This is a genomic window from Cedecea sp. (genome assembly GCF_036500665.1).
GTDB lineage: Bacteria > Pseudomonadota > Gammaproteobacteria > Enterobacterales > Enterobacteriaceae > Cedecea.
In genome coordinates, this window is sequence record NZ_DASYBS010000029.1 from 44,479 (window position 1) to 57,718 (window position 13,240).

A 13,240-nucleotide genomic window follows, 5' to 3' on the forward strand; every position below is an offset into this window, starting at 1 on the left:
TCAGGACGGTAATTCGATTTTTCCAAGGCCTACAGGACACATCAACATGTCTAAAATTTTTGATTTCGTAAAACCAGGTGTTGTAACTGGCGACGACGTACAGAAAATCTTCCAGGTAGCAAAAGAGAACAACTTTGCTCTGCCTGCCGTTAACTGCGTCGGTACCGACTCTATTAACGCCGTACTGGAAACCGCTGCGAAAGTTAAATCTCCGGTTATCGTTCAGTTCTCCAACGGCGGTGCTGCTTTCATCGCTGGTAAAGGCGTGAAAACTGATGTTCCACAGGGTGCTGCTATCCTGGGCGCAATCTCTGGCGCACACCACGTTCACCAGATGGCTGAACACTACGGCGTGCCGGTTATCCTGCACACTGACCACTGCGCTAAGAAACTGCTGCCGTGGATCGATGGCCTGCTGGATGCGGGTGAAAAACACTTTGCCGCTACCGGTAAACCACTGTTCTCTTCCCACATGATTGACCTGTCCGAAGAGTCTCTGGAAGAAAACATCGAAATCAGCTCTAAATACCTGGCGCGTATGTCCAAACTGGGCATGACCCTGGAAATCGAACTGGGCTGCACCGGCGGCGAAGAAGATGGCGTGGACAACAGCCACATGGACGCTTCTGCTCTGTACACCCAGCCAGAAGACGTTGATTACGCTTACACCGAGCTGAGCAAAATCAGCCCACGCTTCACCATCGCGGCGTCCTTCGGTAACGTGCACGGCGTGTACAAACCAGGTAACGTGGTTCTGACTCCAACCATCCTGCGCGACTCTCAGGAATATGTTTCTAAGAAACACAACCTGCCGCACAACAGCCTGAACTTCGTCTTCCACGGCGGTTCCGGTTCTTCCGCTCAGGAAATCAAAGACTCTGTAAGCTACGGTGTTATCAAAATGAACATCGATACCGACACCCAATGGGCGACCTGGGAAGGTATTCTGAACTACTACAAAGAAAACGAAGCTTACCTGCAGGGTCAGCTGGGCAACCCGAAAGGCGCTGACCAGCCGAACAAAAAATACTACGATCCACGCGTCTGGCTGCGTGCAGCACAGAGCTCCATGATCGTTCGCCTGGAGCAGGCATTCAAAGAGCTGAACGCGGTAGACGTTCTGTAATTTGAGCTTTTTTGTTCAAGACTGAGCCCGCCTTGTGCGGGCTTTTTTGTTACTAAACGATCTCGATTTTGTGATCTATTTGGCAAAAGCACAGGTTTTTGTTTACCCTTTGCAGTTAAACTCCTCTTTCAGGGCATAGAGATTTGGCCCTGTGGGCATCTATCTGACAAGGAACAGTAAATGGAAGATCTCAACGTAGTAGACAGTATTCATAATGCCGGAGGCTGGCTGGTGCGAAACCAGGAACTCCTGTTGAGTTACGTGGTTAACATCGTCGCCGCAGTTGCCATTCTTATTGTCGGGATGATCGTAGCTCGACTGATCTCCGGCACGGTTAACCGCCTTATGCTGGCCCGTGGTATCGACAGTACCGTAGCCGACTTCCTCTCTGCGCTCGTGCGCTATGGCATTATCGCCTTCACGCTGATTGCTGCCTTGAGCCGGGTCGGGGTGCAGACCGCATCTGTTATCGCGGTACTGGGTGCTGCCGGTTTGGCCGTGGGTCTGGCGTTGCAGGGGTCTCTGTCCAACCTTGCGGCAGGCGTGCTGCTGGTGACCTTCCGTCCGTTCCGGACCGGTGAATATGTTGATCTGGGCGGAATTGCCGGTACCGTGCTCAATGTACAAATTTTCTCGACGACGATGCGCACCGTGGACGGCAAAATCGTGGTCGTGCCGAACGGTAAAATTATTGCTGGTAACATCATTAACTTCTCACGTGAGCCGGTACGTCGTAATGAATTTATTATTGGCGTCTCCTACGACGCGGACATTGACCAGGTTAAGCAGATCCTCACCGACATCGTTAGCCGTGACGAGCGTGTGCTTAAAGATCGCGATATCATCGTGCGTGTTAACGAACTGGGGCCTTCTTCCGTAAACTTTATTGTGCGCGCCTGGAGCAAGAGTGGCGACCTGCAAAATGTTTACTGGGACGTTCTCGAGCAGATTAAGAAGGGGCTGGATGCCAACGGCATCGGTATTCCTTACCCGCAGATGGACGTTCACGTTCGCAAAATTAAAGATACTGAAAACGCGTAATCCTCCGGGCCGGCTTTTGTCGGCCTTTCTTTTACCTTTCATAATTAGTTTTTCTTATTGGTTATTAAAATTATCAATTTCCTCTAATAATTTTTGCGCATTACACTCACGCACAACGATGAATATTTGAAGGGTACAGACCGTGTTATCTTTTTATTTTCAGGGTATTGCATTAGGGGCAGCACTGATTTTGCCGCTGGGGCCGCAAAATGCTTTTGTGCTGAACCAGGGGATCCGCCGCCAGTATCATTTGATGATAGCCTCGCTGTGTGCGTTGAGTGACATCATTCTGATTTGTGGCGGTATCTTTGGCGGTAGTGCGATCCTGATGCAGTCTCCCTGGCTGCTGGCGCTGGTCACCTGGGGCGGAGTGGCTTTTTTACTGTGGTACGGTTGGGGCGCATTGCGTACGGCGATGAGCAGCAATCTTGAGCTTGCGTCGGCGGAAGTGTTAAAGCAGGGGCGCTGGAAAATCGTCGTCACTATGCTGGCGGTGACCTGGCTCAACCCACACGTTTATCTGGATACTTTTGTGGTGCTTGGCAGTCTGGGGGGCCAGCTGGCTGATGAACCAAAGCGCTGGTTTGCTTTGGGTACCATTAGCGCCTCCATTCTTTGGTTTTACGGCCTGGCGATTCTTGCCGCCTGGCTTGCTCCGCTTCTGCGCACGGCGAAAGCCCAGCGTATTATCAATGGTGTGGTCGGCGTGGTGATGTGGTTTATCGCCGCTCAGCTGGCGTGGGACGGCATGCAGCATATCGCGGCCCTCGTGCGTTAATTCGCCATAATCTGATAGACAAGTTACTATTACAGGCTAAGCTTGCTGGCAGACGCCGGAAGTTTATTTTCCGACGTAATCACAGTGGAACGTAGTACGGAGGAGTTACAGTGAAGTTTAAAATTTTAGCATTAGCCGCGTTAATGGGATTAGGTTCTGTTTCGGTTCAGGCAGGCGAGTTGCCAAACGGACCGCACGTGGTCACCTCCGGGACAGCCAGCGTCGATGCAGTTCCTGATATTGCCACGCTTGCCATTGAAGTGAATGTATCAGCTAAGGACGCGGCTTCCGCCAAAAAACAGGCTGACGATCGCGTTGCGCAATACCTGACTTTCCTGCAGAAAAATGGCATCGAGAAGAAAGATATCAATGCTGCCAACCTGCGTACACAGCCAGAATATGACTACCTGAAAGACGGGAAAACCCAGCTGAAGGGTTACCGCGCGGTACGCCAGGTAGAAGTCACCCTGCGTCAGCTGGATAAAATGAATGAATTGCTGGATGGCGCGCTGAAATCCGGTCTGAACGAAATTCGCTCCGTGTCGTTGGGCGTTGCGCATCCTGAAGAGTACAAGGACAAAGCTCGTAAAGAGGCGATTAACGACGCCACTCGTCAGGCGAAGCTGCTGGCCGAAGGCTTTAACAGCAAGCTGGGGTCGGTATACAGCGTGCGTTACCACGTTTCTAACTACCAGCCAGCGCCAATGGTACGCATGATGAAAGCGGATGCGGCTGCACCGGTTTCCGCCCAGGATACCTACGATCAGCAAACTATCCAGTTTGACGATCAGGTTGATGTGGTGTTTGAGCTGCAGGGCGCACAGGCTCCGGCGGCTCCCGCTCAGTAAGATTTGACTTCACCTACCCCTACCCCTCGCAGCTCGTTGGCGAGGGGTAAGGAAAAGCGTTACTCCGTATCCTGCCTCAACACTTTGTGTCCATAATCCAGTAAGGCATCCGTCACGTTGCGCATCATGCGGCTTTCCGGCGCAAAGCGGTGCCAGTAAAGCATGCGGCGCTGCAGCAGGCCCGGCGTCAGGTCGATCAATTCCCCGCTCTTCAGTTCTCGCTCGATTTGCAGGTGAGGGATCATACAGCAGGTTGTGCCCTGGCGAGCCAGCTGCACGAAAGCTTCCGAAGAGTTAACGATATGGCACGGCACGCTACCCGGCGACAGGTCGAAGTTCTGCTGTAAAAACGCCTGATGCATGTCATCGAGATGGTCAAAGGCGACTGCCGGCGCTTTCAGCAGCGCCGAACGCGTGACGCCGTTCGGGAAATAGCGCTCGGCAAAATCTTTCGACCCAACGAACAGGTAGTCCAGCGCTCCCAGGCGATCAACCAGACAGCTCGGGAGCGGCTGAGGCTGAATGGAAACCGCGCCGACCACTTCGCCGCGACGGAGGCGTTCCTGGGTCCGGGTTTCATCTTCAACCTGAAGGTTCAGGCGAATAGGGGAGTCGGCTAACACCGGAGCCAGGGCAGGCAGCAGCCACGTTGCCAGGCTATCGGCGTTGACGGCCAGAGACAGCAGCAGCGGCGTGGAGCCGGTTTGCTCGTCGCCCAGCCACTCTTCTTCCAGCAGCTCGACCTGGCGTAAAAGCGCCAGCAGCTTTTGGCCCTGTTCGGTGGGACGAGGCGGGACGGTACGCACCAACAATGGCTGGCCGAACATCGTTTCCAGTTGCTTAATACGTTGTGATACCGCCGACTGAGTAATGCACAGCTTCTGCGCCGCGCGCTCAAATCCTCGTTCACGAATTACCGCATCAAGCGCCTGCAGCGTTCTGTAGTCCGGGCGTTTCATTGTTGTTCATTTGCTCCCTGTTTCGTCGTGCAGTCACTATGACATAAATTTGCCGTTGATTCAGACCAAATCGGCAAACATCCATTACGTTCGAACGTGATGACGTCGGCATTGCCGCAATCCCGGGGACATTTTTCCGACGCATGCTCTATAATGCGCGTCAGTTTCCACATCACAGGCATAAAATTATGACGCAGGATGAACTGAAAAAAGCAGTCGGATGGGCAGCACTCCAGTACGTGCAGCCGGGCACCATTGTGGGCGTAGGCACCGGCTCAACCGCCGCACACTTCATTGATGCTCTGGGGACGATTAAGCACCAGATTGAAGGCGCGGTGTCCAGCTCTGATGCCTCTACCGCGAAACTGAAAAGCCTTGGGATTACCGTTTTCGATCTCAACGAGGTGGACTCATTAGGCGTTTATGTTGACGGTGCCGATGAGATTAACAACCAGATGCAGATGATCAAAGGCGGTGGTGCCGCGCTGACCCGTGAGAAAATTATCGCCTCCGTTGCAGAGACGTTTGTTTGCATCGCGGACTCGTCCAAGCAGGTCGATATTCTTGGTAACTTCCCGCTGCCGGTTGAGGTTATCCCGATGGCGCGCAGCGCCGTAGCGCGTGAGCTGGTGAAGCTGGGCGGCCGCCCGGAATATCGCCAGGGCGTGGTAACGGATAACGGCAACATTATCCTTGATGTGCATGGCCTGAGCATCATGGAGCCGATTAAGCTGGAAAATACCATCAACGGTATTCCAGGCGTAGTGACCGTTGGTCTGTTTGCGAACCGCGGGGCTGACGTGGCGCTGATCGGTACTACAGATGGTGTGAAAACCATCGTGAAATGATCTGACCGGGGCGCATTCCGCGCCCCAAAAATCCGTATAAAAAATGACAAATTATTTTAACGGCATATTTGGTGACATATATCACATTTTTGTAACAGTCCTATGATTCATTCCTGGTTATTCCTCCCTCCCAGCATTTTATTCTGACACCTGCCGTCTTATTCCCTCCTGACGAGACGGCGACGCAATCGTTCATATTGCCCCAAACGTAGATTTTGATATTTTGACAGAAGGGTAACTTATAGGCGGTGGCGCATCACCGCCCAGAAACGCACACAACAGCACTGAAATAGGGTCGGGGAAATGGCAAAAGTATCACTGGATAAAGACAGAATTAAATTCCTGCTTGTCGAAGGCGTACACCAAAAAGCGGTGGATAATCTTCGCGCGGCGGGATACACCAACATTGAATTCCATAAAGGCGCGCTGGATTCCGAAGCGCTCAAAGAGTCGATCCGTGATGCTCACTTCATTGGCCTGCGTTCCCGCACCCATTTGACCGAAGAGATCTTTGCCGCAGCCGAGAAGCTGGTGGCGGTTGGCTGTTTCTGCATTGGCACAAACCAGGTTGACCTGGATGCCGCCGCGAAGCGTGGGATCCCGGTGTTCAACGCCCCGTTCTCTAACACCCGTTCCGTTGCTGAGCTGGTGATTGGTGAACTGCTGCTGCTGCTGCGGGGTATTCCGGAGGCTAACGCCAAAGCGCACCGCGGCGTGTGGAACAAGCTGGCCGTGGGTTCTTACGAGGCTCGTGGTAAAAAGCTGGGCATTATCGGTTACGGCCATATCGGCACGCAGCTGGGGATTCTGGCCGAATCACTGGGGATGCACGTCTTCTTCTACGACATCGAAAACAAGCTACCGCTCGGCAATGCAACCCAGGTTCAGCATCTCTCCGACCTGCTGAATATGAGCGATGTTGTTAGCCTGCACGTGCCGGAAAACGCCTCAACGAAGAACATGATTGGCGCTAACGAACTGGCCCTGATGAAGCCGGGTTCGCTGCTGATCAACGCCTCTCGCGGCACGGTGGTGGATATTCCTGCTCTGTGCGGCGCGCTTTCCAGCAAACATCTGTCCGGTGCAGCAATTGACGTATTCCCGACCGAACCGGCCACTAACAGCGATCCGTTTAACTCGCCGCTGTGTGAGTTTGACAACGTGATCCTGACGCCACACATCGGTGGTTCAACTCAGGAAGCACAGGAAAACATCGGTCTGGAAGTGGCGGGCAAGCTGGCGAAGTACTCTGACAACGGCTCTACGCTGTCCGCGGTTAACTTCCCTGAAGTTTCTCTACCGCTGCACGGTGGAACGACCAGCCGTCTGCTGCATATTCATGAGAACCGCCCGGGGATCCTAACCGCGCTTAACCAGATCTTTGCCGAACAGGGTATCAACATTGCCGCCCAGTTCCTGCAGACTACGCCGCACATGGGTTACGTGGTTATTGATATTGATGCGTCGGAAGACGTTGCGGAGAAAGCGCTGAAATCAATGAAAGCAATTCCGGGCACCATCCGCGCCCGCCTGCTGTACTGATAGACCCGGTTGCCTCTTCCTCTGAGGGGGAAGGGGCACTACCACTGCCAGAGGCGCGACGGCGTGACCACAGCAGGTAAGGGAATATCCCACTGTTCAACCGGCAATATATCTACCTGCTGGCAATCATGCGCCAGGCCAACGGGGTAAAGGCCGTGCTGCTGCCAGTGCTGTAGCGTTCTGTCGTAGAACCCGCCACCCATCCCCAAACGTTGCCCGTTTGCATCAAAGGCAACCAGCGGCGCGATCAGTACATCCAGCTTATTCAGCGGCAACACGTCGCGAACGTCCAGCTTAGGTTCAAGAATTTTCAGGCGATTCGTCACCAGGTTACTCTGCGGCGTATAGCGCAAAAACAGCAGGTTGCCGGTGCTAAAAGGGTGAAGAACCGGAAGATAAACCTCTTTTCCCGCCTGCCACAATGCCTTAATCAGCGGCGTGGTATTGAGCTCGCCGTCGAAGGAAAGAAAGAGTGCTACGGTTTGCGCGTGAATAACCGGCTCAAACGCCAGCATGCGTTCAGCTGCCTGTACGGCAAAGATTTCTTGTTCAGCGGGAGTGAGCGACCGGCGTCGTTGCCGGATGGTCTGGCGAATGTCCTGACGAAGCGTTGAAACTAACGGGGTATGCGTCATGATGGCCGGGTAGTAAAGAGGGAATCTCCGAGATGCCGCCGCAGGCTGTAACCCTTGAACCCTTGGTTCAAGGTGAGTGTGTCGTCATGGTCTTAAGGCTTCTCGGACGGACCGAGCATGCTCACCGACCGCGGAGCGCCACACTCTTGTGGTATGAAATATCGGCTCAGGGGACTGGCCCGCTTGCAAACATCTCAGAGAAATTTTGTCTTCGAAGTTACTCTACCATAGTCAACTGCGAAGTGTTATTCAAACTTTGTCCCCGGTCGGTCTGCAACGCGACCCTGTTCAAGCAAGGCTTGCTCAATGGTCTGCTGTAGCATCCGAATACGCTCTTCCATATTGGCGGCGTAGTCACGGGTTTTCGACTTTTCCTGAGCCAGTTCGTAGCAAATGTTCAGTGCTGCGATGAATACCAACTGCTCGGTATTTGTGACTCTAGTGCGAACTTTTAAATCTTGCAACCGCTGATTCAGCTCTTCCGCAGCCTGATTCAGCGCATCCTGTTGTTCAGGCGGACAATTCACGCGCAATGAACGACCGAAAATTTGAATATCGACTGGTTGTGCAGACATGCCACCTTCCTGCTGTTTACTCGCCTGCCTTAACGCTACCGGTCCAGGTAACGGAAGGGGCGCCACTATAGCCATCCCGATATCAAGATACAAGCCCTTTTCTGGTATCTGCGGGGGTCCTGGTGGTAGCATAACACACACTATTCCTGCCAACGATGACGAATGCGCATGTCTATACAGAACGCAATGCCTGGCTACGATGCAGTAGGCCAACTTTTGAACCAACAGGGTGTGGGTCTGACGCCTGCAGAAATGCACGGCTTAATCAGCGGCATGCTGTGCGGTGGTAACAAAGACAGCAGTTGGCAAACGCTGCTGCACGACCTGACCAACGAAGGCCTGGCTTTTAGCCAGAACCTTGCCGATACGCTGCGCCAGATGCACGGTGCGACGGGGGATGCGCTGGAAGACGAAGGCTTTTTATTCCAGCTCTATTTACCGGAAGGTGACGATGTTTCGGTCTTTGATCGCGCCGACGCGCTCTCTGGTTGGGTAAACCATTTCCTGCTGGGGCTGGGTGTCACGCAGAGTAAACTGGATAAAGTCACCGGTGAAACCGGTGAAGCGATTGACGATCTGCGTAACATCGCCCAACTGGGTTATGACGAAGATGAAGACCAGGAAGAGCTGGAGATGTCGCTGGAAGAAATTATCGAGTATGTGCGCGTTGCCGCTTTGCTGTGCCACGACACCTTTACTCGCGCGGTGCCGACGGCTCCCGAGGTACGCAAGCCAACGCTCCACTAACGATAAAAATGTCAGGAGGTGTGATGAATCAGCAGGCATTTCTCCGTCGCCGTCAGGCGCTACTGGCTAAGATGGTGCCGGGCAGCGCTGCGCTTATTTTTGCGGCCCCCGAAGTTATCCGCAATGCGGACAGCGAATACGCTTATCGACAGAGTAGCGATTTTTGGTACTTTACCGGCTTCAATGAGTCGGAAGCGGTGCTGGTGCTCATTAAAAGCGATACCTCGCATAATCACAGTGTGCTGTTTAACCGCGTGCGGGATAAGAGCGCTGAGATCTGGTCTGGTCGTCGACTGGGCCAGGAGGCTGCGCCACAGAAACTGGGCGTGGACCGTGCACTGGCTTTTACGGAAATCGGCGAACAGCTACACCTCCTGTTAAACGGTCTGGATGTGGTTTACCACGCTCAGGGCGAGTACGAATACGCGGATAGCATCGTTTTTGCCGCGCTGGACAAGCTGCGCCGTGGTTCGCGTCAAAACCTGGCCGCGCCAGCAACGCTGACGGACTGGCGCCCGACGGTGCACGAACTGCGCCTCTTCAAATCAGAAGAGGAAATTGCAGTTATGCGCCGCGCCGGGGAAATCACCGCGCTGGCGCATACTCGTGCCATGCAGGCCTGCCGCCCGGGAATGTTTGAATATCAGCTCGAAGGTGAAATTCATCACGAATTTACTCGTCACGGTGCGCGTTATCCTTCGTACACCACCATCGTCGGCGGCGGTGAAAACGGTTGTATTCTGCATTACACCGAAAACGAAAGTGAGCTGCGCGACGGCGATCTGGTGCTGATTGACGCCGGGTGTGAATACCAAAGCTATGCCGGAGACATCACGCGTACCTTCCCGGTGAACGGGAAATTCAGCCCGGCCCAGCGTGAGATTTACGACATCGTCCTGGAGTCCCTCGAAACCTCGCTAAAACTCTACCGCCCAGGCACCTCCATGCAGGAAGTCACGGCGGAAGTCGTACGCATCATGGTTAAGGGGCTGGTGAAACTCGGCATTCTGAAAGGCGAGGTCGATCATCTGATAGCCAATAACGCCCACCGTGCCTTCTTCATGCATGGCCTGAGCCACTGGCTGGGGTTGGACGTTCACGACGTTGGTTTCTATGGCCCGGACAAGTCGCGTGTGCTGGAGCCGGGTATGGTCATAACCGTTGAGCCGGGGCTTTATATCGCGCCGGATGCGGACGTGCCCGCGCAGTACCGTGGCATTGGCATCCGCATTGAGGACGACATCGTTATCACCAACGATGGCAATGAAAATCTGACCGCCAGCGTGGTGAAATCCGCAGACGATATTGAAGCGCTGATGGCTGCGGCGCGTCAGCAATGAGCGTAATCATTGTTGGCGGCGGGATGGCGGGGGCAACGCTGGCGCTGGCTATCTCAACGCTCACTCGCGGTAAGCTGCCGGTTAGCCTGATTGAAGCCGTAGCGCCTGATTCCACCGCGCATCCGGGGTTTGATGCTCGCGCAATTGCGTTAGCAAAAGGCACCTGCCAACAGCTTGACCGCATTGGTATCTGGCCTGCTATTGCCGACTGTGCAACGGCGATTAAAACCGTGCACGTTAGCGATCGGGGCCACGCTGGGTTTGTCACGCTCGAAGCTGAAGATTATAAGATTGATGCGCTCGGGCATGTGGTGGAGCTGCATGACATCGGGCTGCGCCTGTTTGGCCTGCTGCGTAAGGCGCCGGGCGTAACGCTGCACTGTCCGCAGCGTGTGGCGTCTTTCTCCCGGAATGAACATCGCGTAAACGTTGTGCTGGATAACGGCGTCGAGCTGCAGGGTAACGTGCTGGTCGCGGCGGATGGCACTAGCTCTAAGCTTGCCGCGCAGTGCGGCGTTACCTGGCAGCCGCAGAGCTACCAGCAAATCGCCGTGATTGCCAACGTCACCACCTCCGAGCCCCATCATGGCCGGGCGTTTGAGCGTTTTACCGGGCACGGGCCGATTGCCATGTTGCCGATGTCCGACGGGCGCTGCTCGCTGGTCTGGTGCCACGCGCTGGACGCCCGTGAGGAAGTTGAAAGCTGGAGTGAAGCCGAGTTTTGCCAACAGCTTCAGCGAGCCTTTGGCTGGCGGCTGGGGCGAATTACCCATGCAGGTATTCGACATCACTATCCGCTGGCGCTGCAGCAGGCTTCGCAGACCGTATCCCATCGCCTGGCGCTGGTCGGTAATGCCGCGCAAACGCTGCATCCGATAGCCGGACAGGGGTTCAATCTTGGCTTGCGCGACGTTATGTCTTTGGCTGAAGGGCTGGCAGAGGCGCATGCCACAGGTACAGATGTCGGCAGTTTCCCGGTGCTGGCTGCTTATCAGCAGCGCCGGGCCGCAGATAAAGCGGCAACTATCGGCGTCACTGACGGGTTGGTTCAGCTGTTTGCCAACCGTTGGGCACCGCTGGTGGCGGGCCGTAACCTTGGCCTGATGGCGATGGAACATTTTACCCCGGCACGAGACGTGCTGGCTCAGCGCACCCTGGGTTGGGTCGCGCGTTAAAGGAGAGTCAATTTGCAAAGCGTAGATGTGGCGATTGTCGGCGGCGGCATGGTGGGGCTGGCGGTAGCCTGTGGGCTCCAGGGCAGCGGCCTGCGCGTTGCGGTCATTGAAAGTCACCTTCCTCAGCCGCTTGCGCCTGATGCCGCGCCTGAACTGCGTGTTTCGGCGATCAATGCGGCCAGTGAAAAACTGCTGACGCATCTTGGCGTGTGGCCAAAAATTAGCGAGCGGGCCAGCTGCTATCACGGGATGGAAGTCTGGGAGCGAGACAGCTTCGGGCAAATCGCCTTTGATGACAAGAGCTTTGGTTTCAGCCATCTGGGGCACATCATCGAAAACTCGGTGATCCACCGGGCGCTTTGGCAGCGAGCGGAGCAATGCAGCGATATCACCCTGATGGCACCGGCGGAAATTAACCAGGTTGCCTGGGGGGAAAACGACGCGTTTCTGACCCTCAAAGACGGCGCGATGTTGACCGCACGGCTGGTCGTCGGCGCTGATGGCGCCAACTCCTGGCTGCGCGATAAAGCGGACATTCCGCTGACCTTCTGGGACTACAATCACCATGCGCTGGTGGCGACGATTCGTACCGCCGAGCCACATCAGGCCGTCGCCAGGCAGGCGTTTCACGGAGAAGGTATTCTGGCGTTTCTGCCGCTCTCGGACCCGCATCTGTGCTCTATTGTCTGGTCACTGCCGCCGGAAGAAGCGGCGCGTATGCAGCAGGTGGACGATGAAGCCTTTAATCAGGCGCTTTCCGTAGCCTTTAATATGCGCCTCGGCCTGTGTACCGTGGAAAGCGAGCGCCGCGTCTTCCCGCTGACGGGTCGCTACGCCCGCAGCTTTGCCGGTCACCGCCTGGCGCTGGTGGGCGATGCCGCCCATACCATTCATCCGCTGGCCGGGCAGGGCGTCAACCTGGGCTTTATGGATGCCGCAGAATTAATTGCTGAAATTCGCCGCCTGCATCGTGAAGGTAAAGACTTTGGGCAGCATCTCTATCTGCGTCGCTATGAGCGCAGCCGCAAGCACAGTGCGGCGGTGATGCTTGCCAGTATGCAAGGGTTCCGCGACCTGTTTGCCGGCAGCAACCCGGCTAAAAAGCTTTTCAGAGACATTGGCCTGAAGCTTGCCGACACGCTGCCGGGTGTGAAGCCTCAGCTAATTCGTCAGGCGATGGGGCTGCAAGATCTGCCGTCGTGGCTACGTTGAATCTCTAAGTGATAACCCCGTCACATTTCCCTTCCCGATGACCGGGAAGGGCACCTTCGCCCTCGTTTGAAATATTCTAATCTCAGGACAAATCTCGGATTACATTTTCTAATCTTACAATTTTAGCGATGTAGTTAATTTGTTTCTGAAATGGTCGTAAATGTTAGCTAGTGCTAAATTCGACATTAAATACCTGCTGTTAATGTGGGGTGTATCGCATTTTTTCAGTGAATTACTCTGCACACTTCCTCTCCCATTTTGGTCATAAGCTAATGCAATGACCGTTTTTCGCTTATGGTTTACGCCCCCGTTCAGTGGTAAGTTCAGGCCAAAGGTAACGTTTGCGTCGCTATCGTGGAGCGGTGGCGGTGCCGGGTTTCGTCTGACGGTTGGCAAAGCCAAATCCGCTTTGCA

The 13,240-nt window shown here is 54.8% G+C and carries 13 protein-coding genes and 1 other RNA gene; 10 read left to right on the forward strand and 4 right to left on the reverse strand.

From position 1 onward, the window contains the following. The first annotated feature begins 46 nt into the window (after positions 1 to 46). From fbaA to VGM55_RS04775, 4 genes are all read left to right on the forward strand, one after another. Complete coding sequence (gene fbaA, locus VGM55_RS04760; protein ID WP_331634761.1) at positions 47 to 1,126, forward strand: class II fructose-bisphosphate aldolase; 1,080 nt, start codon at positions 47 to 49, stop codon at positions 1,124 to 1,126. Positions 1,127 to 1,306: 180 nt separating this feature from the next. Beyond that, the gene (gene mscS / locus VGM55_RS04765) at positions 1,307 to 2,167 is read left to right on the forward strand and encodes a small-conductance mechanosensitive channel MscS (protein ID WP_154189321.1); all 861 of its coding nucleotides are present in this window, start codon (positions 1,307 to 1,309) and stop codon (positions 2,165 to 2,167) included. 142 nt (positions 2,168 to 2,309) lie between these two features. Beyond that, positions 2,310 to 2,945 carry an arginine exporter ArgO gene (argO, locus tag VGM55_RS04770; protein WP_331634763.1) on the forward strand — a complete coding sequence of 212 codons (636 nt, stop codon included), beginning with the start codon at positions 2,310 to 2,312 and terminating at the stop codon, positions 2,943 to 2,945. 110 nt (positions 2,946 to 3,055) lie between these two features. Next, positions 3,056 to 3,793, forward strand: coding sequence for an oxidative stress defense protein (locus VGM55_RS04775; RefSeq protein WP_331634764.1), 738 nt, complete (start codon positions 3,056 to 3,058; stop codon positions 3,791 to 3,793). 59 nt (positions 3,794 to 3,852) lie between these two features. Here the strand turns inward: VGM55_RS04775 and argP are convergent, their stop codons facing one another. After that, positions 3,853 to 4,752 (reverse strand): DNA-binding transcriptional regulator ArgP, encoded by a 900-nt coding sequence (gene argP / locus VGM55_RS04780; protein ID WP_154189320.1) that lies wholly within the window; start codon positions 4,750 to 4,752, stop codon positions 3,853 to 3,855. Between the two features lie 188 nt (positions 4,753 to 4,940). Here argP and rpiA point away from each other — a divergent pair, with 188 nt between their 5' ends. Further along, complete coding sequence (rpiA, locus tag VGM55_RS04785; RefSeq protein ID WP_154189319.1) at positions 4,941 to 5,600, forward strand: ribose-5-phosphate isomerase RpiA; 660 nt, start codon at positions 4,941 to 4,943, stop codon at positions 5,598 to 5,600. Positions 5,601 to 5,903: 303 nt separating this feature from the next. Beyond that, on the forward strand, positions 5,904 to 7,142 hold the full coding sequence (gene serA, locus VGM55_RS04790; protein ID WP_154189318.1) for a phosphoglycerate dehydrogenase: 1,239 nt from the start codon (positions 5,904 to 5,906) through the stop codon (positions 7,140 to 7,142). 38 nt (positions 7,143 to 7,180) lie between these two features. Here serA and VGM55_RS04795 read toward each other — a convergent pair whose 3' ends face one another. From VGM55_RS04795 to zapA, 3 genes are all read right to left on the reverse strand, one after another. Beyond that, a complete protein-coding gene (locus tag VGM55_RS04795; RefSeq protein ID WP_154189317.1) occupies positions 7,181 to 7,777 on the reverse strand; it encodes a 5-formyltetrahydrofolate cyclo-ligase in 597 nt (198 codons plus the stop codon). A 20-nt stretch (positions 7,778 to 7,797) separates the two neighbouring features. Further along, a non-coding RNA gene (ssrS, locus tag VGM55_RS04800) (6S RNA) lies at positions 7,798 to 7,981 on the reverse strand. A gap of 41 nt (positions 7,982 to 8,022) precedes the next feature. Continuing rightward, the gene (zapA, locus tag VGM55_RS04805; RefSeq protein WP_154189316.1) at positions 8,023 to 8,352 is read right to left on the reverse strand and encodes a cell division protein ZapA; all 330 of its coding nucleotides are present in this window, start codon (positions 8,350 to 8,352) and stop codon (positions 8,023 to 8,025) included. 168 nt (positions 8,353 to 8,520) lie between these two features. Between zapA and VGM55_RS04810 the strand changes: the two genes are divergently transcribed. Genes VGM55_RS04810 through ubiI form a run of 4 tightly spaced genes read left to right on the forward strand, consistent with a single transcriptional unit; the run spans position 8,521 to position 12,826 of the window. Continuing rightward, entirely contained in the window at positions 8,521 to 9,099 is a 579-nt protein-coding gene (locus VGM55_RS04810; protein ID WP_154189315.1) for a YecA family protein, read from the forward strand. A gap of 23 nt (positions 9,100 to 9,122) precedes the next feature. Continuing rightward, positions 9,123 to 10,439 carry a Xaa-Pro aminopeptidase gene (pepP, locus tag VGM55_RS04815; RefSeq protein WP_331634766.1) on the forward strand — a complete coding sequence of 439 codons (1,317 nt, stop codon included), beginning with the start codon at positions 9,123 to 9,125 and terminating at the stop codon, positions 10,437 to 10,439. Next, positions 10,436 to 11,614, forward strand: coding sequence for a 2-octaprenyl-6-methoxyphenyl hydroxylase (gene ubiH / locus VGM55_RS04820; RefSeq protein WP_331634767.1), 1,179 nt, complete (start codon positions 10,436 to 10,438; stop codon positions 11,612 to 11,614). Before pepP ends, ubiH begins: the two co-directional genes overlap by 4 nt. 12 nt (positions 11,615 to 11,626) lie before the next feature. Beyond that, positions 11,627 to 12,826 (forward strand): FAD-dependent 2-octaprenylphenol hydroxylase, encoded by a 1,200-nt coding sequence (gene ubiI, locus VGM55_RS04825; protein ID WP_331634768.1) that lies wholly within the window; start codon positions 11,627 to 11,629, stop codon positions 12,824 to 12,826. Positions 12,827 to 13,240 lie beyond the last annotated feature (414 nt).

What these genes read in the sequence shown, in the direction of transcription:
- argP (WP_154189320.1), bottom strand. Translation starts at nt 4,752, where the DNA reads ATGAAACGCCCGGACTACAGAACGCTGCAGGCGCTTGATGCGGTAATT.
- fbaA (WP_331634761.1), top strand. Translation starts at nt 47, where the DNA reads ATGTCTAAAATTTTTGATTTCGTAAAACCAGGTGTTGTAACTGGCGAC.
- pepP (WP_331634766.1), top strand. Translation starts at nt 9,123, where the DNA reads ATGAATCAGCAGGCATTTCTCCGTCGCCGTCAGGCGCTACTGGCTAAG.
- zapA (WP_154189316.1), bottom strand. Translation starts at nt 8,352, where the DNA reads ATGTCTGCACAACCAGTCGATATTCAAATTTTCGGTCGTTCATTGCGC.
- VGM55_RS04795 (WP_154189317.1), bottom strand. Translation starts at nt 7,777, where the DNA reads ATGACGCATACCCCGTTAGTTTCAACGCTTCGTCAGGACATTCGCCAG.
- VGM55_RS04810 (WP_154189315.1), top strand. Translation starts at nt 8,521, where the DNA reads ATGTCTATACAGAACGCAATGCCTGGCTACGATGCAGTAGGCCAACTT.
- serA (WP_154189318.1), top strand. Translation starts at nt 5,904, where the DNA reads ATGGCAAAAGTATCACTGGATAAAGACAGAATTAAATTCCTGCTTGTC.
- ubiH (WP_331634767.1), top strand. Translation starts at nt 10,436, where the DNA reads ATGAGCGTAATCATTGTTGGCGGCGGGATGGCGGGGGCAACGCTGGCG.
- rpiA (WP_154189319.1), top strand. Translation starts at nt 4,941, where the DNA reads ATGACGCAGGATGAACTGAAAAAAGCAGTCGGATGGGCAGCACTCCAG.
- mscS (WP_154189321.1), top strand. Translation starts at nt 1,307, where the DNA reads ATGGAAGATCTCAACGTAGTAGACAGTATTCATAATGCCGGAGGCTGG.